The sequence below is a fragment of the Ligilactobacillus cholophilus genome, from assembly GCF_030389495.1.
Lineage (GTDB): Bacteria > Bacillota > Bacilli > Lactobacillales > Lactobacillaceae > Ligilactobacillus > Ligilactobacillus cholophilus.
Genome location: NZ_CP127832.1, coordinates 1,447,455 through 1,469,645, shown reverse-complemented (window position 1 = coordinate 1,469,645; position 22,191 = coordinate 1,447,455). Strand labels below are relative to the sequence as shown.

The following is a 22,191-nucleotide window of genomic DNA, read 5'->3' as shown; positions in this document are numbered from 1 at the left end:
TAGCCCTTCGAAAAATAAATTAATTTAACTGTATATAAATGTTTCACGTGAAATAAAAAAGTTCAGTGATTTAATCACTGAACTTTTTATATCATGAGTATTCTAAATACCATGAATTCTTTCTAAAAATGCTTGTGTTCTTTCATGTTTTGGATGTTCAAAGACTTCTTCCGGTGTTCCTTCTTCAACGATGTAACCATCAGCCATGAAGACCACTTTATCAGCAACTTCCTTGGCAAAGCCCATTTCGTGAGTTACGACCACCATTGTCATTCCGTTTTTAGCAAGCTTCTTCATTACTTCCAATACATCGTCAACCATTTCTGGATCAAGTGCTGAAGTTGGTTCATCAAATAGCATGATATCAGGGTTCATTGCTAAAGCACGTGCAATTGCAATTCTTTGTTTTTGTCCCCCTGATAATGATTGTGGATAAGCATTGAATTTATCTTCCAAATCTACCATTTTAAGTAATTCACGTGCTTGTTTTTGAGCTTCCACATCTGATTTATTCTTTAATTCCTTTGGAGCCAACATAATGTTTTCCCCAATCGTTAAGTTATTAAATAAATTAAAGTGTTGGAAAACCATTCCGATATTTTCACGAGCCTTATCAATATCAATTTTAGGATCAGCCATATTAATGCCATCCACAATGATATTTCCTGAACTTGGTGTTTCTAAACGATTCAAGCATCGTAATAAAGTACTTTTACCTGAACCAGAAGGACCAATCATTACAACCACTTGACCATCTTCAACTGTAAAATTAATATCTTTTAAAACTTGGTTCTTAGCAAAGTTTTTAGCTACATTTTGGACTTCGATTTTTGTATTTGTCATTAGATATCTAACCTCCGTTCGATCCACTTAGAAAGTAAGGTGAAAATCGTAATTAGAATGAGGTACATTACCGCTACGATCAACCAAATCTTAAATCCTTCTAAGTTACGTGCAATGATGATCTTACCTGTTTGTGTTAATTCGACAATTCCGATAACTGATAAAATCGAAGTATCCTTCAAAGTAATAATAAATTGATTAATAAATGAAGGAACCATAAGTTTTAACCCTTGTGGTAAAACAACTTTTCGCATTGCTTTTCCAAAAGGTAATCCTAAACTTCGTGCGGCTTCCATTTGTCCAACATCTACGGATTCAATTCCACCTTTTACAAAGGCTGCGATATATGCCCCTTCGTTTAAGGTTAACGTAATAATCCCGGCAACAAAGGCAGGAATTTTATTACCTGTTAAACTTGGAATCCCATTGTAAATAAACAAAGCAAGAACTAGTAATGGCAATCCTCTAAAGATATAGATGATCACTGTTGAAATTCCATTGAAAAACTTGTTTGGAATAACACCAAGTAAACCAACTAAAATTCCAAAAATAGTAGCACAGAAAATTGAAACAATTGTTAATTTCATTGTTTCACCTAAACCACTTAATAAGGCACCTTTATTTTGCTTGATTAAGCCCCAAATTGTTCTTGATTCCTGTGCATTACTTGAACTCTTACTCTTAGTGTAACGGTCAATAATCTTTTGATATTCACCATTTTTCTTTAGTTTTTCAAGTCCTGCATTAAATTTAGCAAGTAATTCTTGGTTAGTACCCTTCTTGACTGCAAATCCTAATTTACCAGTAGCTGCTGGTTTCGTTACAATTTTGAAGTTCAATCCATTTTTAATACCATATTTCAAAACAACGTTATCATCAAAACAGGCTACTGAGTTACCAGTTTTAACATCATTATATACATTGTCTGAGTCATCAAATGTTACTGTTTGAAAACCATATTTATCTTTAATTGAGTTAGCGTAGTTGGCTCCAGATGTCCCTGTCTTAACAGCGACTTTCTTCCCCTTTAATTGTTTCAAGCTGTCAATCTTGCTGTTTTTGGGAACAGCCATCACAATTCCTGATGAATAATATGGATTTGAGAAATCAAATTTTGCTTTTCGTTCATCAGTAATTGTCATTCCTGCCATCATACCATTTACTTGGCCGGCACTAACAGCTTGAACTGCCGCATTAAATCCGACTGGCTTAAAGACAACTTTAAATCCTTCTTCTTTCGCAATTGCTTTCATTAAATCAATATCGATCCCTACATATTGATTTTTATCATTTGTAAATACAAATGGTGGGAAAGTAACATCAGTTGCAATAGTATATGTTTTTTCATCGGCCGCATGTACAACTGAGTCACTATGTAATGCGTTTATACACAATGTCATTCCAATGACCGTTAAGAATAACATTAGTGTTTTCTTAATTTTTTTCATCAATACTAGTTCCTCTCTAACCTGAATTAAATTAACATTAAAATATAATTAAATTATACCATATAAAATTTATTATATTGTTATTTTTTATGAAACAATAACTTTACACTATAAATTTTTAGTTTAATTTTTTTAATAATATTATTAATTCACATTTATTGCATATTACAACTTTAATAAAAAATATAATAAACTCTCGTTTTTTTCTAAATTTTGACCACTATTGCATAATTCAACGTAAATTTTATTCTCTTAATCAAAATATTTTTGTAAAGATAACAAGATCTTTGCGTTTAAATGTCAGATGTTTTATTAATTAAGTGAAAGCAGGTGAATCCTTTATTTATGGGACATCTGCCTATCAATTACAATCAGGGAGGTGAAAGTAATGGCGAAAACAAATACTGATTCAAAAAGTAGTTTGAAATCACCCAAACCACAAAAGTATTTTATGTCTACCATTGCTTTAACAATGTTAAATGTTGTGATGATTGCCGGCTTAGGAAATGATCCGCAACAAGCTTTCTATGGGCTTTCATCAGTTACATACTTTATTATTGGTTTTATTCTATTCTTTATTCCAACTGCACTTGTTTCAGCTGAATTAGCAAGTGGTTGGCCTCAACGTGGGGGAATTTTTCGTTGGGTCGGTGAAGGTGTTGGTAAAGGATGGGCATTTACTTGTTTAATTATTTTATGGTTCCAATCAACCTTTAATTTAGGCGCTGGAATGCCTAACTTTGCCGCTACCGTAATGTTTTTCACACCACATTATCATAAAGCAATTCAGTTTTTGGAACATCCACAACATGAAATTTTAATCATGTGTGGTTTTATTGCATTATTCTGGTTTGTAACTTGGTTAGCAGCACGAGGAACTAAAACTTTTTCTAATATCGCCAAGTATGGTGTTATTGTCGGTACTTTCATTCCACTTGCAATTATGATCATTTTAACTATCGTATGGCTATGCCAAGGTCATAAACCTGCAATGCCAGTTGGAGCTAAATATTTGATTCCACAATGGAACGGTATGGGCACACTCGCATTAGTTGCCGGCGTCCTCTTTAGTTGGGCCGGAATTGATATGAATGCTGCACACATCAAAGAATTAAGACATCCAGAAAAACAGTATCCTATTTCAATTTTCTTTGCTGGAATTGCCGCTTTAGCAATTTTCATCATTGGAACATTGATTATTGCAACAATCATTCCTGCAAGTAAAATCAACATTTTAGATGCACTTTTTGTTACTTTCCATGAATTAGGTTCAATTATTAATTGCCCATGGTTATACATGCTATTTATTTATGCTAACTTCTTAGTAATGATTGCAATGTGGATCACTAATCTCGCCGGCCCTTCATTCATGTTAGGTCAAGCTGGTCAAAGTGGTCTATTACCAAAATGGTTACAAAACTACAATAAACATGGCATGCCTTCAAGAATGATGTACTTCCAAGCAATATGTGTTACAGTGATTGCATTTATGGTTAAGTTACTACCTAATGTAGAAGGATTCTTTATCATGATCACTCAAACAATCACGATTTTATATTTGTTGTATTACATCATCATGTTCGTGGCCTTTATTAGGTTGCGTTATACACAAGCCAATCGGCCACGGTCATTCAAAGTTCCTGGTGGTAAATTTGGTGCTTGGCTAATTACCATTGTCGGGATTGCATCTTCCGTCTTTGGAATTATGCTTGCATTTTATCCACCTGCACAAGTTAAAGAAGAAGTTGGTTCTGGAACAGTCTATGATGTAACAATCGCTTGCTTAGTTGGTGTTGTTTTATTGGTTGCTTTAGGTCTATATCAATTATCTAAACATCATAATAAGACTCATAATAATGATTGGGTCAACGACCAAAATAAATTTGCTCCATACACATGGGAAATTGAAGGCTTGAAGAAGCCACAAAAAGTTGAATCCAATGTACCAACAGACATTATGTCAAAAGGTCAAAATCCAATGGGAGTTCCAATTAAATATCATTTTGATCCAAATAAAAAAGTTGATCTTCCAAAAGATTGGGCACAACCAACCGCAGATATTTCACAATATGCTAAAGAAATGCGTGCAGAAACTAAAGATAAATAAAATAAAAGACCTTCAATTGAAGGTCTTTTATTTTTACCAAATTTGAACTCGTTTACTTGGATCTAACCACATGCCGTCTCCTTCATGAACATCAAAAGTCTCATAGAAATCTTCGAAGTTTTGAGGTTCAACATTTCCTCGAAGTTCTTCAGGAGCATGGACATCAGTAGCTAATAACATTTTCTTATATGCCGTACTTGCTTTCATTCTCCAAACTGTAACCCAGTTAGTAAAGAATTCCTTGAGATCAGCATCTGAATATTGTTTCAATGCTTCTAATGAACAACTCATTCCACCATTATCTGCAATATTTTCAGAAACTACTAATTTTCCATTAACTTTACCACCAGCAAATGGAATGCCATCGAATTCATCAATCATCTTTTGAGTTAACTTAGCAAAGTGAGCAGCATCATCCTTTGTCCACCAGTTAACCATATTTCCATATTCATCAAAATGAGCACCATTGTTATCAAATGCATGTGAAATTTCATGTCCCATTACACAGCCAATCCCACCAAAGTTTTTACTATGAGATTGATTTAGACTGTAAAATGGTTTCTCTAAAATAGCTGCAGGGAATGTAATATCATTTCTTGATGGATCATAACAAGCATTAACTAATTGAGATGGCATATCCCATTCTGTTCGATCCACTGGCTTATGGAATTGTTCAAAATTATCTTTCAAACAAACTTTTTGGATATTTACATAATTTCCAAGTAAAGTTCCGCCTTCTTCAGCTGTAGTCACATGCAATTTTTGATAAACTGGTTTAATTTTTTCAGGAAAGCCTACCTTAATTGCTATTTTATCTAATTTAAAGATGGCTTTTGCACGTGTTTTATCACCTAACCAGTCGTTGTTTTGTAATCGATGCTTATAAATACCGATCATTTCTTTAATCATTTCTGTTGCATCTTTTTTGGCATCTTCACCAAAATATTTCCGACCATAGTAATCGCCCACAACATATTTAAATGTGTCATCAATTACACTGTAAGCAAATTTTGGTTGTGTTAATGACCCTTTAGTCCCTGCTACTGCTCGATGAAACATATCAGCAGTTTGACGAATACTTTCTTTTAAGTAAGGTGCTAATTTATTAATAGTCTTAGTTAACATCCAACTCTTCAAATTCTTGAAAGTTGTATCATTAACAATTTCATCAAAAGCTTCAAAATATTGAGGTTGAGTTACAATAACTTTTCCCGGGTGATCTTCAACCAATTTAGTAATCATCACATCTAATTCAAAGCTATGACTATAATCACGGATTTCTTGTAATGTTTTTGGATTATATTGTTTAGGATAATCCGCTAATTCTTCAGAAGTTAATACATGTGGAACAAGTGAGCGATCAAACTCCATTGCTTCCTTTACAATTTGTGCAGCGTCCGCACTTTCAAATCCAACTAATTCTAATAATTGTTGTGACATATCTGCCCATGTTTTTAGTAACTTAGGCGTATCTTTTCTTGATTTATCATAGTAAGTTTTGTCAGGTAAAATTAAATCTGGACCGTACATGAATACTGTATTCTTAGATGTATCTTTCCAATCTGGCTCAACATCGATTTTAAATGGTAATGGTAAATCATTTAAAACCCAGTTGTGCAATTGTTTGCTAAGATCATTTAGCATTTTTAAACGTTGAATAGGTTGAATTACCGGAATTAATGGTTTAACTCCTTGATCTTCACGTCCCGCAAAGTCAATTGCTAACGCGTGCATTTTCATTGCTTCCGCAAACATGGAATTAGGTGCTTCAAACTTACCATCATGATATGCTTTGAAGTCATCAATCAAACGCTTTTCAACATCTTCATCCATATCTTGAAAACTTCCAGCTGCTGGTTTATCCGCTGGAATTTTTGCCGTCTTGAGCCATTCATAATTAACATGCATGTAAAGGTTATCTTTAGCACTGGCTTGTTCACCAGTTGTGACGGGGGCTCCACCTAATACTTTTGCAATATACTCCATTTTTAAGTCTCCCTTCAAATATCCTAAATAGTAAAACAAAGCTGTTTTGACTATCTTCTGTATTATTGATTATAAATAACCTGTCATTTTACTTCAATTTTTTAATATTATTTGTGATCGCGCATTTCCTTAGCATATTTCTCAATATCCGCCGTTGGTTTAGCCCAATCTTTAGGTAATTTCACCTTTTTGTTTGGATCAAAATGATACTTAACCGGAACACCCATTGGATTTTGTCCTTTTGACATAATATCTGTTGGCACATTGGATTCAACTTTTTGTGGTTTCTTTAAACCTTCGATTTCCCAAGTGTAAGGAGCAAACTTATTTTGATCGTTGACCCAATCATTATTGTGAGTCTTATTATGATGCTTGGATAATTGATATAGGCCTAAAGCAACTAGCAAAACAACTGCAACCAAACATGCAATTGTGACAACATAAACTGTTCCAGAACCAACTTCTTGTTTGACTTGAGTTGGTGGATAAAATGCAATAACAATTCCAAAAATAGATGAAGCAATTCCAACAATTGTAACCAACCAAGCGCCAAATTTACCACCAGGAACTTTGAATGAACGTGGCCGATTGGCTTGGTTATACCGTAATCTAATAAACGCAATAAACATGATAATATAGTAGATTAAATATAAAATCGTAATGGTTTGAGTAACCATAATGAAAAAGCCTTCGACATTTGGTAATAGTTTTACTAAGAACGCAATAATTGTGACACAAAGTGCTTGGAAATACATCATTTTTGAAGGCATACCGTGTTTGTTGTAATTTTGTAACCATTTTGGCAACAAACCACTTTGACCTGCTTGCCCTAACATGAATGATGGACCGGCTAAATTAGTTGTCCACATTGCAATTAGTAAAATAAAGTTAATATAAATGAATACCATGTATAACCATGGAAAGTTAAATGTTTCCCCTAAATCGTGGAAAGTAACAAATAATGCATCCAAGATATTTAGTTTACTTGCAGGAATAATCGTTGCAATAATCAATGTTCCAATGACGAAAATTGCCAACGCAGCAATACCAGCAAATAAAATTGAAAGTGGATACTGTTTCTCTGGATTTCGTAATTCTTTGATGTGTGCAGCATTCATATCAATCCCAGTCCAACTAAAGAGAACACCAGCCACTAACGCTAATGTACCCATACCATTCCATTGTGGAATTAGATATTTTGCTCCGATTGGCATTGCAGGTTTATGACCTTGGCATAACCAGACAATGGTTAAAATAATCATTACACCTAATGGAATAAACGTTCCCACGATAACACCATATTTTGCGATGTTAGAGAAAGTTTTAGTTCCACGTGCTGCTAGCCAAGTAACGAACCAGAATAACGCAATAAAACCACACATGATTAAAATTTCATGTTGTGGATGTTCCAAAAACTGAATTGCTTTATGATAATGTGGAGAGAAAAACATGATTGTAGCAGCAAAGTTAGGCATCCCAGCACCTAAGTTGAATGTCGTTTGAAACCATAAAATTATCAAACAAGTAAACGCCCAACCTTTACCTAAACCTTCGCCGACCCAACGGAAAATTCCTCCACGTTGAGGCCAGCCACTTGCCAATTCAGCTGAAACTAATGCAGTCGGAATGAAGAATAAGATAAATCCAATCAGAAAATATGTAACTGATGATAGCCCATAGAAAGCTTGTTGTGGATCGTTTCCTAAACCAGCAATCATGACAACATTCAGCATTGTTAAAGCAACAGTCGACATAAAATACTTTTGTGGTTTCGGCTGCTTATTATTTGCTTTTTCCATAAAATTCGCCTCCAAACGAGTTTTAAAATGACCCTATAATTAAATAATTGAGTGATGTATGATTTATAAAAGTCACTTCATTCACTCAATTTGATTTTAATCAGCCTGTCAGAGAGCCTCAATGCTAGTTTCTTTGCGTCAAAATTATTGGCATTTCGCATATTTAATTCGCATTCAGATAATTGAAAAATAATGACAACTAACTAGAATATAAAGATAATAGATGTTGTTATTTAGTGTTTTAGAAGATGGGGAGGAAATATTTATGAAGAAAAGTACAGTTATTTTGATTGTCACAATGTTAACCCTAGGTCTTGGTTTAGTAATTTTAGGTCTTAAAAAATTGAATTGTTAATTAAAAACATAAAAAAATAACCTAAGATTTTTTATCTTAGGTTATTTATATGCCATTTATATTTACATTCCACTTTTAATACCTTTGCGAACCAAGAGCCAGTTCATTGGATATGCAGTAATAAAGCCACATGCCATTCCGATACTCATCATTAGCCAAAACTGTGGTTGTAATGGAGTAAAATGCCATTGGAAAATAAATGTTACGATTGCGGACCAACCATACATTCCAACTTGCCATGCAGTCAATGACCAAAAATCAATCCGAAACGCACGCCATAATTTACTAATTGTACTTCCTTGCATCATTGGAGCAATCGCTGCATATTGGAACAACACCCCAATTAATAAAGCAAGGATATAATCGAATAGCCACTCACCAAATATCTTTTGTCCAAATAAATTAAAACTTAATAAATAGTAAAAAATCCAAGAACCAATTAAATCTGAAAGACTACATCCAGCACCACAGTGAAGAGCGTCTACTATAATTCCTTGCCAAAATTGATTATATTTGGAATCTTTTGGAGGCATCTCCATCTTCATATGCATCTTTTCCATTTTCATTGATTTCATATGCATTTTTCGATGTTTTCCTAATGTAAAATATGCCCATAAAATTAATGGTCCTCCCCATAATGCATTAATTGGCCAAACAGCATTCATAATACTCATTTGTTGTGGATGCTTAATAACATCACATAAAATAATAAAAGCAGAAATAAAGCCAATTATAATCCAAATAATTGCTAAAGTTTCCATTTTTATGATCCCCTTCAATATAAAAATGTTAAGATATCAACGCTTCCACCTTATCACAGCTTTAATGGTTAAACAATTATTTATAACTTTTGATCAATATAACTCAAATAAAAAGAAGGGATTATTCATCCCTTCATCACTATCTTTAATGCTTTATTCCTAATTTAGGATTCAAATTGCCAATGTGCCCTGATTCCTTACCTAATGTAGGATCAATTACTGCATTGATAATCGCAGGTTTACCTGATTCATAAGCTTCATTTAAAGCCTTATCTAATTCTTCTGGAGTTGTAACATTATATGCTAAACCGCCAAATGCTTCTGAAAGCTTATCATAACGACCCTTTGCGTCCAACGTAATTGGGGCAGGATCACTACCTGCTGGATCTTTTTCAGCTCCGTTGTAAATTCCACCATTATTAAAGATTACAATTGTTACAGGTAAGTGTAAACGACAAATAGTTTCAATTTCCATTCCATCAAATCCAAACGCACTATCGCCTTCTACACAAACTACTTTTTGACCAGTTTCAATTGCAGTCCCAATAGCATAACCGAGTCCAACACCCATTACACCCCATGTTCCTGAATCAAGACGATGCCGTGGTTTGAAAATATCAATTACATTCCGTCCAATATCCAATGTATTTGCACCTTCACTTATTAAATAAGTATCGGGATTCTTGCGGATCAATTCTTTAATCGGACGCATAGCACCGTAATAACCCATTGGTGAACGAGGAGTTGTTAGCCGTTTTTGCATTTTAGCAAAGTTTTCATCTTTTTTGGCTTTCAACGCATCTAGCCAAGTTTGTGAGGCTTTGATACCTGCTTCTTTAACCGCTGGATTTAATCCTTCAAAAACTGCATTCATATCACCAACTAATGGGGCAGCAATCTTCTTATTAGAATCAATCTCATCTGGATCAACATCAATTTGAATTAACTTGGCGTTTGGATTGAATTTATTTCCATGTGATAACATCCAATTCAAACGTGCACCAACCAACATAATAACATCAGCTTCACTAAATGATAATGAACGTGCTGCGGCTACGCATGATTCACTATCATCTGGAAGTAAGCCCTTCGCCATTGACATTGGAAGGTATGGAATCTTAGTTGTTTCAATAAATTCCCGTACACCATCTTCAGCATGAGCAATCGAAGCACCTTTACCCAAAATAATCAAAGGCTTTTTGGCTTGTTTCAAAACATCAACTGCACGTGTAACTTCCTCTTTTGCAGGTCTCAATTTAGCAAAATCATTTTCCTTAATGATTGTACTTTCAGGATCAATGTTTTCATCTAAAATTGCACCAATTGTATCTGCTGGCAAATCAAGATATACACCACCAGGACGACCAGTTGTAGCTGATCGAATTGCACGTGCAACTGCTAATCCCATATCTTCTGGACGATCTACTCGATATGCTGCTTTACAAAATGGCTTTGCAATATTGTATTGATCTAATCCTTCATAATCTCCCTGGTTTAAATCAATAATATGACGTTCTGATGAACCAGATATCATAATAACTGGGAAACAGTTCTTTGTAGCTTCTCCTAATGCCACTAACCCATTCAAAAATCCAGGAGCTGAGACAGTCAATGCTAATCCTGGTTTTCCAGTTAAAAAACCGGCTGCAGCAGCTGCATTAACTGCTGAATCTTCACGTCTAAATCCAAAATAACGCATTCCACTTCGTTGCGCCATACGTGCTAAATCAGTAACTGGAATACCTACAACTCCATATATATTTTTTAAATTATTCTTTTTTAATGCTTCAATTAGTAATTCTGCACCTGTAATTTGTTCTGTCATAATCTATTCTCCTTATTTATTTTGAAATAGCTTAAAGAGAACCACTCTCTTAATTTTTATCTTATTCTTTTGGTCATAGAAGTGATAATGATATGAATAAAATTTGATATATTTGAGTGGCATTTTTTAAACTAGCAAAAGTTCTTTGTATCTCATTTAAGGCAAAGAGATTTTGATTGAAACTTAGTTTCGTTGAGGTTATGATAAAGATGGTTGGAAGATAAATACTTTCAACCTACCTCAATTTCGCTTTACACAGGTATACGAATTTCCATCCTATTTAGAGTAATGCGCACTCCGTACTCGGGTAAGCTTATTTTGTTTCGGCCTTACTATCACGCCAAAGATAGTAAGGTTTTTTTATTGGATAAGGAAAATTTCATGTGAAAGGAACATATAAATGAATATTTTAATGTTAACTTTATGTGGTTTTATCATTGGATTCATTCTCATTTCAGTTGGAATGGGAGCAGCTTTATACATTGGCTGTTTGATCACATTTTTTCATCTTCCTGACAAAACTGCGGCGGCTAGTGCTTTAGTAATCACTTTGCCAGCTTTAATTGTTGGCACTTATTTTTATCATCGAAAAAATCTCATCAATTATAACCAGGGAAATAAATTATTAATTTGGGCAATATGTGGAACCTTAGGTGGAAGTCTTATCGTCCCTTTTATTAACCAACATTACTATCAAATCATTATCAGTATCATTTTAATTGTTTTAGCAATCACAATTTTATTTCATGTATTTGTTGATCCTCATCTAAAACATCAAAGTTATGTCCATCATAAACTTCATCGAGTAATGGCTAATTTTGCTAGTGTAATCAGTGGAATTATGATTGGACTTGCAGGAATGTCAGGTGGAGGACCATTAGTTGCTGGTATGTTACTCTTAGATGCCCCAATGGCTCAAGCCGCAGCAACTTCATCATATATTAGAGTATGGACTACACTATTAGGAATTGGATTACATTTTAACACCATGAAAATTGCTTGGAACTTAGTCTTTTATATGATATTAGGAACAACTGTTGGCGCCTTAATCGCACCTTATATAATGCAAAAAATAAATACTGAAAACAACTGGATTAATCGAATTTTTAAACCAATAATTGCACTTATTCTTCTATATATGGGAATTAAATCATTTATCTAAAATTTATGATTTATATTCCAATAAAATCTTCAAACTATTGTAAACAGTGGGTTCTTGACCCCCCCATCTTTTTTTATAATAAAGTTAACCGCTATACATCATTCCCCTATGTTCACAATCCAGATGTTATAGCTAAAAAGCGAATGCGTTAATTACGCATTCGCTTTTCCTTTATAAATCATTATTTAACTTTAAAAATAATTGCTCCAGCTGCTATTGTCATTGTAACTATTCCAATAATGCTAATAGTATTACCTAATTTTTGATTTTCACCTGTTTGTGGTAAAGATGCTTTACTACTTGCATTTTTGCTTGATTTTACAGAATTTACATGTGAGCTTGCTTTTTCACTCTTACCAATTAAAACTACTGGATCATCATTTTTATTATCAAATGATGTTGGTGCCTTAGTTGTACTAATTACTGGTGATTTTGTTGTAGTTGATGATTGTGGATCATCAATATTTTTACCAGTATCAGTTATAGTAGATTGACTACTTGAAACACTGTTAATTAATTCACTTGGCACTAAGTTTGAGCTTGATGATGGTAGCACTGAACTACTATACATTGGCAAACTTGATGATAATATTGAGCTCTGACTTGACTGTACAGGAACTTTTTGTCCTGTACTTGAACTACTTATAATTGGTTGATTACTTGAACTTGAAGAACTACTTAAGTTTGAACTTATTGCTGGTACTGAAGTAGAACTACTTGTAGAAGCAATTATTGATGAACTACTGCTACTGCTTGATGACATACTTGGAATTACACTTGAGCTTGAAGAAGCAGAACTACTTGATGAACTTAAGCTTGAACTTGAGCTTATTGCACTTGATGAACTTAAAATACTACTACTTGAACTTAATATACTACTGCTACTTGAAGCAGAAGAACTTGAACTAAAAATTGATGATAAACTGCTTAAACTAGAACTTGAAGATAATATTGAAGAACTGCTTGAGCTTGAAGAAACTGCTTTTTGATTAAATGCTGTTAATTTAATATGCAATTTCTCTGGATTAGTATCATCGATAGTAAATTTAATTGGTGTAGTATTCAATTGATAACCTTCAGGTGCTTTAGTTTCAACAAATTGGTAGTTTCCGTCTTTAATATTAGCAATTAAAATTTGACCATTTTCATCTGTAATTAAATCTGATTCAATTACATTTCCCTCTTCATCTTCTAAATTAAAGACTGCCCCTTGAAGTGGTTGATTAGTTTCCTCTGATAATTTTTCAAGTTCAACAGAACCATCATAACCATCAGCTACGCCTAATCCACCATAACGCATTATTGCAGCTGCCTTTTCTGAACTTGTATTATTCCAATTAATAATTCCAGTATTTTCCCATTCGTCAGTTGAATTTGTTACTGCATCAGAACTTAATTTAGTCTGATATTTTATATAAATTGGATAATTAATATCACCAAAGTTAAGAGTCACATTTCCGTTTTCATCTTGAGTAAGTGTTGGATCTAACTGTTCACCCAATTCTTGACCATCAACTTTATATGCGACAATCGTATCAGTCATAATTGTTTGACCATTTTGTGGTTTATCAACAAAAGTTACATTTGAAATTGTTTTTCCTGCTGGATTAAGTACTACATTCCAGTACAATTGAGTTGGTTTTCCATCAGGTCCTATTTTCGCATCATTAACCCAACCACCTTTATCAATCATCCAGTTGTTAATATCTGTTTGTTGTTCAACTTTTCCTTCACCATAGAATGTTAATGTTCCATGACGATTATATCTAAATTCAGTAGGAATATTAGAAAAAGTTACCGTTCCTGTACTTGAATTAGCTTTAATTTTAGCCTTTCCAACAGTTTGACCTTGTGCATCAGTAATATTAAAAGTTACATCACTACACACACGAATATTATTAGGAATTTCAAAAGTTACAGTATCACCTGATTCAATTGTTTCAGAATCAGGAATTGACCAATGATATGTAACCTTAAAGTATTCATACTTGTTTAATTCTTGTGTATCAGAAACTTGATTCCCTTTAAGATCTTTTATCACTGCTTGATTTTCTGCTAAGCCGTTAACAGCAACATCGCTAGCATTTATACGGCATTGGAAAAATACTAGCATACCTATAATGACACCCAATGTTGCAAAAATTGAGCGTAAAAGGTGTAGCCTTATATCCTTTTGCATATTTATATATCCTCTCCTATAAAATCCTGGTAACAAACAAAAAAATCTGCTTACTTTTAACTGATTAAATCTGACCCCAGTATTTTAGTTTAAGAATTTTATCAACCATTTCCATAAATATAAACTTTTTTAATAAAATTTAAAAAAAATAAACTATTGTTAATTTAAATTGAGTTTTTTTAATTTATATATAAAACTTTTAATCATTTTAACATTAAATAAAGATAATAAGTTAAATGTTAGTGTTTTATATTGTGTCACTAATACAAAAAACAAAATAAAAAGGCTGTGACTAAAGTCACAGCCTTAAAAATTAAGCTTCAGCAGTTATAATTCGTTCGACTTGATAACCCATTTTAGCTAAAAGATTGTTCAAAGAATCTAATTTTAATTTACTTGAATCAACATTGGCTTTAATTTTGCCATCTTCGAGCATTCTTTCAACCTTAACAACACCCTTTTGTTGTTTAATGGTCTCCTCAAACTGTTTTAATCTTGATAGATTACGTAATTTAAAAATCATTTTTGTATCACTCATTTTCATTATCCTTCTTCCCACTTTGAAGTGCTTTTGGATAATAGATGCTTTCAATCAAATTAATTGCACTAATTATTTCAAAAGCACTTAACACAGAATAACAAGAGTGATCCTAAAAGTCAAAAAATTAAACTATTTAGTTTTCGTCAGGAAATACTTTTTGATAAATATCGTTAATGTAACGTAAATGATAATGATAATCAAAAGCGTCATCAATTTCTGATTGTGGTAATACATCAGCAATTTTACTATTTTCTACTAATTGCTTAAATTGCTTATGTTCATTCCATGATTTTGCAGTTAATTTTTGAACCATATCATAAGCTTGTTCACGTGACATTCCAGTATTAATTAATTTCAAAAGTAGACGTTGACTATAAATTAATCCATATGTTCTTCCCATATTTTCTTTCATTGTTTCTGGGAAAACATCTAATTTTTTCAAAATACGATTGAAACGAGTTAACATGTAATCTAATCCAATTGTTGTATCAGGCAAAATTACTCGTTCTGCAGATGAATGTGAAATATCACGTTCATGCCATAATGCAACATCTTCATATGCTGTTACAACATTTCCTCTTAATACCCGAGCCATTCCACAAATATTTTCTGAACCAATTGGATTACGTTTATGTGGCATTGCAGAAGATCCTTTTTGACCTTCATTAAAATGTTCTTCAACTTCATGAATTTCTGAACGTTGCAATGAACGAATTTCAGTTGCAAATTCTTCTAAACTTGTTGCAATCAAGGCTAAACTTGCAATATATTCAGCGTGTAAATCACGTGGCAAAATTTGACTTGTAACAGGTTGACGGTTAAGTCCGAGTTCTTCCATAACACTTTCTTCAACTTCAGGTGGCACATTAGCATATGTTCCAACTGCCCCGCTGATTTCCCCACATTCAACACCTTTAGCAGCATGTTCAAAACGTTCAATATCACGTTGGATTTCTGTATACCAACGACACATCTTTAAACCAAATGTCATTGGTTCAGCTTGAACACCATGAGTCCGACCAATCATTACAGTGTCTTTGTATTTCAAAGCCATTTCTTTTACTGTAGCTTTAAGTTCAGCTAGATCTTGACGTAAAATCTTATTAGCTTGTTTTAACAAATATCCTTGTGCAGTATCAACAACATCTGTACTTGTTAAACCATAGTGAACCCATTTCTTTTCTTCACCTAAAGATTCAGAAACTGTTCGTGTAAATGCTACGACATCATGATGTGTCGTTTCTTCGATTTCAGCAACACGTTCTGCTGTAAAAGTTGCATTTTCTGCAATCTTCTTAGCATCTTCTGCAGGTACTACTCCTAATTTACTCCACGCATTTGTAACTGCTATTTCTACTTTTAACCATGCATCATATCTGTTTTCGTCTGTCCATATTTTTGCCATTTCTGGACGTGAATATCTTGCTAACATTATTACTTAAGCCTCCCATGCATCCTTCAAAATAATTGTTTGTTCTCGACTTGGACCTACAGAAATTGTAATAATTGGTAATCCAGTTAATTCTTCAATCTTCTTCAAATACTTTTGAGCATTTGCAGGAAGTTGATCATATTCTGTTAAGCCACTTAAATCTTCATCCCATCCATCTAGTTCTTCATAAATTGGTTTGCAACGTTCCAATTCTTTCAAACTTGCTGGATAGTAATTAATTTGCTTCCCATCTAATTCATAAGCCTTACAAATCTTAATTTTCTTAAGTCCACTTAAAATATCAAGTAAGTTTAAACTTAAACAAGTCATCCCTGAAACTCGACGCGCATGTTGCATTGCAACTGCATCAAACCAACCAATTCTACGTGGACGACCAGTTACAGTTCCATATTCATGTGCAGTTTCACGAATATAATCTCCAGTTTGATCAGTTAATTCCGTTGGAAATGGACCTTCACCAACACGAGTAGAATATGCTTTACAAATTCCTACCATATTATCAATATTTTGTGGTCCCATACCTGCACCAACTAATGCTCCACCAGCAATTGGGTTAGATGACGTTACATATGGATATGTACCATGATCTAAATCAAGCATGACCCCTTGAGCTCCTTCAAACAAGACCTTCTTACCTTGTTCTAAAGCTTCGTTAACTAAAACAGAAGTATCTGTAACATATTCTTTTAATTGTTGACCATATTCATAGTATTCATTAAAGATTTCATCAAAATCAAATGGTTCTACATTATAGATTTTTGTGAAGAGTGCATTTTTTTGTGCTAAATTTTCTTTTAACTTAGCTTCAAATGTATCTTTCTCTAATAAATCACACATTCTAATGCCAATTCTTGCAGCTTTGTCCATGTATGCAGGACCGATTCCATTTTTAGTTGTTCCAACTTTGCTTTTTCCACGTTGTTCTTCTTGAGAAATATCTAATTGAATATGATAAGGTAAAATGACGTGTGCACGACTTGAAATTTTAAGATTTGAAGTGTCTATATGTGCCTGTTTAAGAGTGGCTAATTCAGCTAATAAGGCTTTAGGATTGACAACAACACCGTTGCCGATAATGTTTGTCTTATCGGATTCGAAAATCCCTGAAGGAATTAATTGTAATTTGTATGTATGCTGATTGAATGTAATAGTGTGACCAGCATTATTACCACCTTGAAAACGAACTATCATATCGGCTTTTTGCCCTAAATAATCCGTCATCTTTCCTTTTCCTTCGTCGCCCCATTGGCTTCCCATAATAACAATTGATGACATAATTAACTCTCCTATGTAATTAATAACTGTTCCTTGTAAGTTTACAAGAATATATTTGTTTCGTCAATACCAAAATACGAATATTATACTTTTATATTAATTATATCTAGTATATATATTAACATTAATTATTTTAAAGTAGATTAATATAGAATAAATAGAACATTAATTAAAATTATTTCACTATTTCAATTCTTTTCAGTGCTAATAATGGAAACTTCAGGCGAATGCCTTATTATAATGATAAGAGCTCTTTAATTTGTAATTAAAGGAGATTAACTGTTAACTAATATCTCCTTATCCACTGGGGAGTAGATAATAATGATTTTTATTATTAAAAATGATATTATTCCAATTCTTATCATTATGTTACTAGGGTATATCTGCGGTAAATTTCACGTTTTTGATGATGATCAAAGACAAGGACTAAATAAGTTAGTTCTAAATATTGCTTTACCTGCAGCATTATTTATTGCAATCGTAAAAGCTACTAGAAAGATTTTTGCTCAAGATATTGTTTTAACAATCATTTCTGTAGTTGGTGTAACTGGATTATTCATGCTAAGTTACTATTTAGATAAATGGATGTTTCATCGTTCAACACAAGAAGCTGCTGTTTGTGCGCTAATTGCTGGATCTCCTACAATTGGTTTCTTAGGTTTTGCGGTTCTGGATCCTATCTATGGTAATAACGTTACTACTAACTTAGTTATTGGAATTGTTTCAATCGTCGTTAATGCAATTACAATTCCAATCGGATTAGCCTTAATTAATCAAGGCCAAGCTAAATTACGAGCTAGTGTCGCTAAAAAAGGTGGCAGCAGTTTAAATAACAAGCCCAGCCCTAAAAAAGCTGATCCTAAAAAAACACAAACTATGTTAGTTGATACACAAAGCATTCCTGAAGGGGTACCAGTAACTGATGCTGAAGCTAAAGCATTACGAGAACACGGAATAAAACGTGAAATAGACCTTGCACGGGCAGAATACGAATATACCAAACTTGAAGATGCTGATAAAAAGCCATCCGTTTGGCTATCAATTTTAAATGCTATTAAACAACCTGTTGCTGCTGCACCTTTATTAGCAGTTATTTTTGTTTTAGTAGGAATTCATATTCCAAATTCATGGACACCAACCTTTGATTTAATTGCTAAAGCTAATTCGGGGGTTGCTGTTCTCGCTGCAGGTCTTGCCTTATCAACTGTAAAATTTTCTATTGATAAAGAAGCACTTTGGAATACTTTTTATCGACTATTTCTAACACCAGCAATTATTGTTGCCACTGCATATTTATGTGGTATGGGATCAGATCCAAATAAAATCGCAATGTTATGTTTAGCTGTAGGTTTACCACCTGCATTCTCAGGAATTATTATTTCTAGCCGTTATAACATCTATGTTAAAGAAGGTGCAAGCTCAGTTGCTATTTCAACTGTCGGTTTTGCCCTTTCATGTATTTTCTGGATTTGGGCATTACCACTAATTGCACATCTTTTCTAAAAATAAATATTAGTTAAAACTCCCAAAACATTGGGAGTTTTTTAATTAAAATAATTTAATTAAAAAATATGATATTTTATCGAAAAAATGTCTATAATTAGAATTGTGAGTAAATTATAGAGAAGGTAATAATATGAGAGTGCATAATTTTTTGTTAGTTATTTTTATTATCCTTATAGGATTAATTTATGGTGTTTCTAAAGTAAGGGCAGCTGAAATTATTGCAACAGGAACAAATGGATCAGAGGCAATCGTAACTACTGGCTCAGGAAGAGTTATTACTGATACTTCGAAGTTAAGTAAATATCGCAGTTACAATATTGACTGGAATTTCAATATTCCTGACAACGTTTCTATACAACAAGGAGACACATTAAAATTTCAATTACCCACTAATATGGCAGCCAACGCTAATTTGAATTTTGATGTAAAAAATTCCGAAAATATAGTAATTGGCAATTTCGTAATCAATGAAGGTGATCAATCCGGAACTTTAACTTTCAATAATTACTTTAAAACTCATAACGATTTTGATCGTCATGGATCAATTCACATTACAGCTAATGGTTCCGTTGCTAGTTCTGAAAATGAAGACAACTGGAATATTAATAAAGTAGCCTGGGTTGATAATCAAGACCACATTTTATGGAATATTGCTGTTAATGCTGAAAAAGGTTATTCGCACCTTACAATTAAAGATACTGCTGATAATAGCCAAACAATTTTAGAAAATTCTATTGTAATTCAACAAGGCTACTACACCGAAGAAGGACAATTCATTGCTACTAAAACCTTACCAGTCGACGCAACTGTTACTGGAAATCAAATGACAATCAATCTTAATAATATAAATGGTATCGTCAACATCACATATCAATCAAAAAGTAACAAAATTGGGACTTTAACCAATGATGTTCAAGGATTTCCTTCAGGTGGCCAAGGTGGCAAACCACAATCAAGTAATTGGGAATGTAAAACATCTATCTTCTATGATGGTGATGGCAACATTTCAGATGAAACTTCATCCAATCAAACAAAAGTTATTTCATCATCACTAAGTTCAAATTCAGAAGAATCAAGCAGTACTAGTTCAAGTGTTATTAATAGTTCTTCAACTCAGAGCACTAATGTACAATCTACTAATTTAATTTCCCAACCATCAAAGAGTTCTAATTTTGAGTCGAGTTCTAGTAAAATATCAAGTTCATCAAATTTATCAAGTAGTTCTTCTATTTCAAAAATTAGTTTAAATGCGAAAAAAACTACTAGTTCTAATTTAAAAAATGATCCTACCGAAAAAAGTCATAAATTGGTTCTGCCTAATTTAGGAAGTTCAAATGGCATTCTTTTAGAAGCTATTGGAGTTATTTTGTTACTTAGTACAGTGATTACTTTTTATCATAAAAACAATTAACAAAAAAAGAAGCGTTATAACGCTTCTTTTTTATTAATTAATTCTCTGCTTGAAACTTATTAAGTTTGCTTTGATTCCAAATGACTTCTTTTTGTTGAATATCAGCAACTTTTGTTTTTTTATTATCATGGTTGATTTGAATACCATATTTAGTAGCTAATTCTTGCTTTTGCTTACTATTATTTTCACCTGAATCTAATAGTTCATAATAATCACTACTTTTAATTTGTTTACCGTTTAGTTCAATTAAAAGCACATCATTTTCAACATCGCATCCTCTATCTGAATCACATCCTTCATTATTTTTTAATGTGACTTCTGATGGTGAAAGAACTGCAAACTTAACTTCATGAACACCAGTAACGCTATCAGCTAAATCAGTAAGCATCTCCTTCTTTACTGAACGAACTTCTCTTCGATACCGACTGCGGATTTCAGTTAAGGTTTCAGTTTTTTGCTTTTGCGTAATCATAACTGTTATTCCCGCAAAAGCCAAACCAATTAAACTAGAACAAGTTAAGATAAGTATTTTTTGTTTAAGTGAACGTTTTGAGTAACACATTAAAACTAAAGCAATCCCTACTACTATACTAATTGCAAAATAGAATGCAGCAGATTGGCGCCAATTAAATGCATAAAAATGAGTTACGCCACCTTCATCACCATCAAGACGAGGAGCCGTTAAAAGTCCATTTAAAAATAAATAAAATAATCCATTAAATGCTATTGCACTTACCATCCGTTTTTTGGTCTTTACTTTTAACGCATTAAAAAAAATAATTTCTGGAATTAAGAAAATAACAAATGCTAGTCCAAATGTAAATATAATAGCCCATGGGCCTGCTCCAGATAAAATAAAACGAGCTTCCCATACCGATACTTTAAATGATGCAAAAAGATAAACTATTACTAACAAATCATATGTAAGTTTGAATGCTCTACTCTTATTTTTAAAATTGATTTCTGGTAAAGGAGTTGCTTCAATCTCTGTGTCAGTTTTTTTAAAAATTAAATAAAATGAAAGAATGATTGAATAAACCACATAGATTCCAGGGAGTAAAAATAATAAAGCTCCTTGAATGATGACAAGACAATAATTCACATTATCTTTAACACCTAAAGCACGTAATCGGCGTGCATTCAAAGCCAATAAAGGAATGAAAAAGGCTATTCCTACAAGAAATGAAATACCATAATAAAAACAAAAATTTCCCTTAACTGATAATAATATAATGCATTTTAAAATATATCCTGAAAGTGAAGACACTACCAAATAAATCAAGATACCCCATAGTAATTCTGGTCGAGTTGCCGTCCCTTTAAAGTTGAAATAACCTTTCCAAAAATTTTTCCAACCTTCAACAAAAGATCCGTCTTTGCTTGAAAATTTATCCATTTAAAATCCACCTTTTCATCGCTATCATTTAAAAATTAGCTTATTCTAATTAATAATGTACAAGATATCTGAATCCCTCTAATTAAATATCAACATTATAAATAATTCGTTAAGCTAATCATTTATAATTTATCATATTCTAAC

General features: G+C 32.9%; 15 protein-coding genes. 4 read left to right on the top strand and 11 right to left on the bottom strand.

Annotated features, from left to right (window positions below):
• Window positions 1-102: 102 nt before the first annotated feature.
• Together QPK35_RS07535 and QPK35_RS07530 are read right to left on the bottom strand one after the other, a co-directional pair.
• Window positions 103-843, bottom strand: a complete 741-nt coding sequence (locus QPK35_RS07535) for an amino acid ABC transporter ATP-binding protein (RefSeq protein WP_290033335.1) — start codon at window positions 841-843, stop codon at window positions 103-105.
• Entirely contained in the window at window positions 843-2,243 is a 1,401-nt protein-coding gene (locus QPK35_RS07530; protein WP_290034272.1) for an amino acid ABC transporter substrate-binding protein/permease, read from the bottom strand. Before QPK35_RS07530 ends, QPK35_RS07535 begins: the two co-directional genes overlap by 1 nt.
• 436 nt (window positions 2,244-2,679) lie before the next feature.
• Here QPK35_RS07530 and QPK35_RS07525 point away from each other — a divergent pair, with 436 nt between their 5' ends.
• Window positions 2,680-4,398 carry an APC family permease gene (locus tag QPK35_RS07525; RefSeq protein WP_290033334.1) on the top strand — a complete coding sequence of 573 codons (1,719 nt, stop codon included), beginning with the start codon at window positions 2,680-2,682 and terminating at the stop codon, window positions 4,396-4,398.
• A 33-nt stretch (window positions 4,399-4,431) separates the two neighbouring features.
• On the opposite strand, the gene QPK35_RS07520 is transcribed toward QPK35_RS07525, so the two are convergent.
• From QPK35_RS07520 to oxc, 4 genes are all read right to left on the bottom strand, one after another.
• Window positions 4,432-6,384 carry a M13 family metallopeptidase gene (locus QPK35_RS07520; RefSeq protein ID WP_290033333.1) on the bottom strand — a complete coding sequence of 651 codons (1,953 nt, stop codon included), beginning with the start codon at window positions 6,382-6,384 and terminating at the stop codon, window positions 4,432-4,434.
• Window positions 6,385-6,491: 107 nt separating this feature from the next.
• Window positions 6,492-8,183 carry an APC family permease gene (locus tag QPK35_RS07515; RefSeq protein ID WP_290033332.1) on the bottom strand — a complete coding sequence of 564 codons (1,692 nt, stop codon included), beginning with the start codon at window positions 8,181-8,183 and terminating at the stop codon, window positions 6,492-6,494.
• A 417-nt stretch (window positions 8,184-8,600) separates the two neighbouring features.
• Window positions 8,601-9,299, bottom strand: a complete 699-nt coding sequence (locus tag QPK35_RS07510) for a DUF4396 domain-containing protein (RefSeq protein ID WP_290033331.1) — start codon at window positions 9,297-9,299, stop codon at window positions 8,601-8,603.
• 145 nt (window positions 9,300-9,444) lie between these two features.
• Complete coding sequence (gene oxc / locus QPK35_RS07505; protein WP_290033330.1) at window positions 9,445-11,124, bottom strand: oxalyl-CoA decarboxylase; 1,680 nt, start codon at window positions 11,122-11,124, stop codon at window positions 9,445-9,447.
• A 400-nt stretch (window positions 11,125-11,524) separates the two neighbouring features.
• Here oxc and QPK35_RS07500 point away from each other — a divergent pair, with 400 nt between their 5' ends.
• A complete protein-coding gene (locus QPK35_RS07500) occupies window positions 11,525-12,286 on the top strand; it encodes a sulfite exporter TauE/SafE family protein (RefSeq protein WP_290033329.1) in 762 nt (253 codons plus the stop codon).
• Window positions 12,287-12,467: 181 nt separating this feature from the next.
• On the opposite strand, the gene QPK35_RS07495 is transcribed toward QPK35_RS07500, so the two are convergent.
• The 4 genes from QPK35_RS07495 to QPK35_RS07480 all read right to left on the bottom strand — a co-directional run bounded on the left by QPK35_RS07495 (window position 12,468) and on the right by QPK35_RS07480 (window position 17,734).
• Complete coding sequence (locus QPK35_RS07495) at window positions 12,468-14,465, bottom strand: SpaA isopeptide-forming pilin-related protein (protein ID WP_290033328.1); 1,998 nt, start codon at window positions 14,463-14,465, stop codon at window positions 12,468-12,470.
• Between the two features lie 313 nt (window positions 14,466-14,778).
• A complete protein-coding gene (locus QPK35_RS07490; protein ID WP_290033327.1) occupies window positions 14,779-15,003 on the bottom strand; it encodes an MDR/zinc-dependent alcohol dehydrogenase-like family protein in 225 nt (74 codons plus the stop codon).
• Between the two features lie 136 nt (window positions 15,004-15,139).
• Window positions 15,140-16,438: an adenylosuccinate lyase gene (purB, locus tag QPK35_RS07485; RefSeq protein ID WP_290033326.1), complete on the bottom strand. Its 1,299-nt coding sequence runs from the start codon at window positions 16,436-16,438 to the stop codon at window positions 15,140-15,142.
• 6 nt (window positions 16,439-16,444) lie between these two features.
• Window positions 16,445-17,734 (bottom strand): adenylosuccinate synthase, encoded by a 1,290-nt coding sequence (locus QPK35_RS07480; RefSeq protein ID WP_290033325.1) that lies wholly within the window; start codon window positions 17,732-17,734, stop codon window positions 16,445-16,447.
• Window positions 17,735-18,055: 321 nt separating this feature from the next.
• On the opposite strand from QPK35_RS07480, the gene QPK35_RS07475 reads away from it, so the two are divergent.
• On the top strand, window positions 18,056-19,237 hold the full coding sequence (locus tag QPK35_RS07475; RefSeq protein WP_290033324.1) for an AEC family transporter: 1,182 nt from the start codon (window positions 18,056-18,058) through the stop codon (window positions 19,235-19,237).
• Between the two features lie 133 nt (window positions 19,238-19,370).
• The gene (locus QPK35_RS07470) at window positions 19,371-20,651 is read left to right on the top strand and encodes an Ig-like domain-containing protein (protein ID WP_290033323.1); all 1,281 of its coding nucleotides are present in this window, start codon (window positions 19,371-19,373) and stop codon (window positions 20,649-20,651) included.
• A 37-nt stretch (window positions 20,652-20,688) separates the two neighbouring features.
• On the opposite strand, the gene QPK35_RS07465 is transcribed toward QPK35_RS07470, so the two are convergent.
• Entirely contained in the window at window positions 20,689-22,047 is a 1,359-nt protein-coding gene (locus tag QPK35_RS07465) for a DUF805 domain-containing protein (RefSeq protein WP_290033322.1), read from the bottom strand.
• Between the last annotated feature and the right edge of the window lie 144 nt (window positions 22,048-22,191).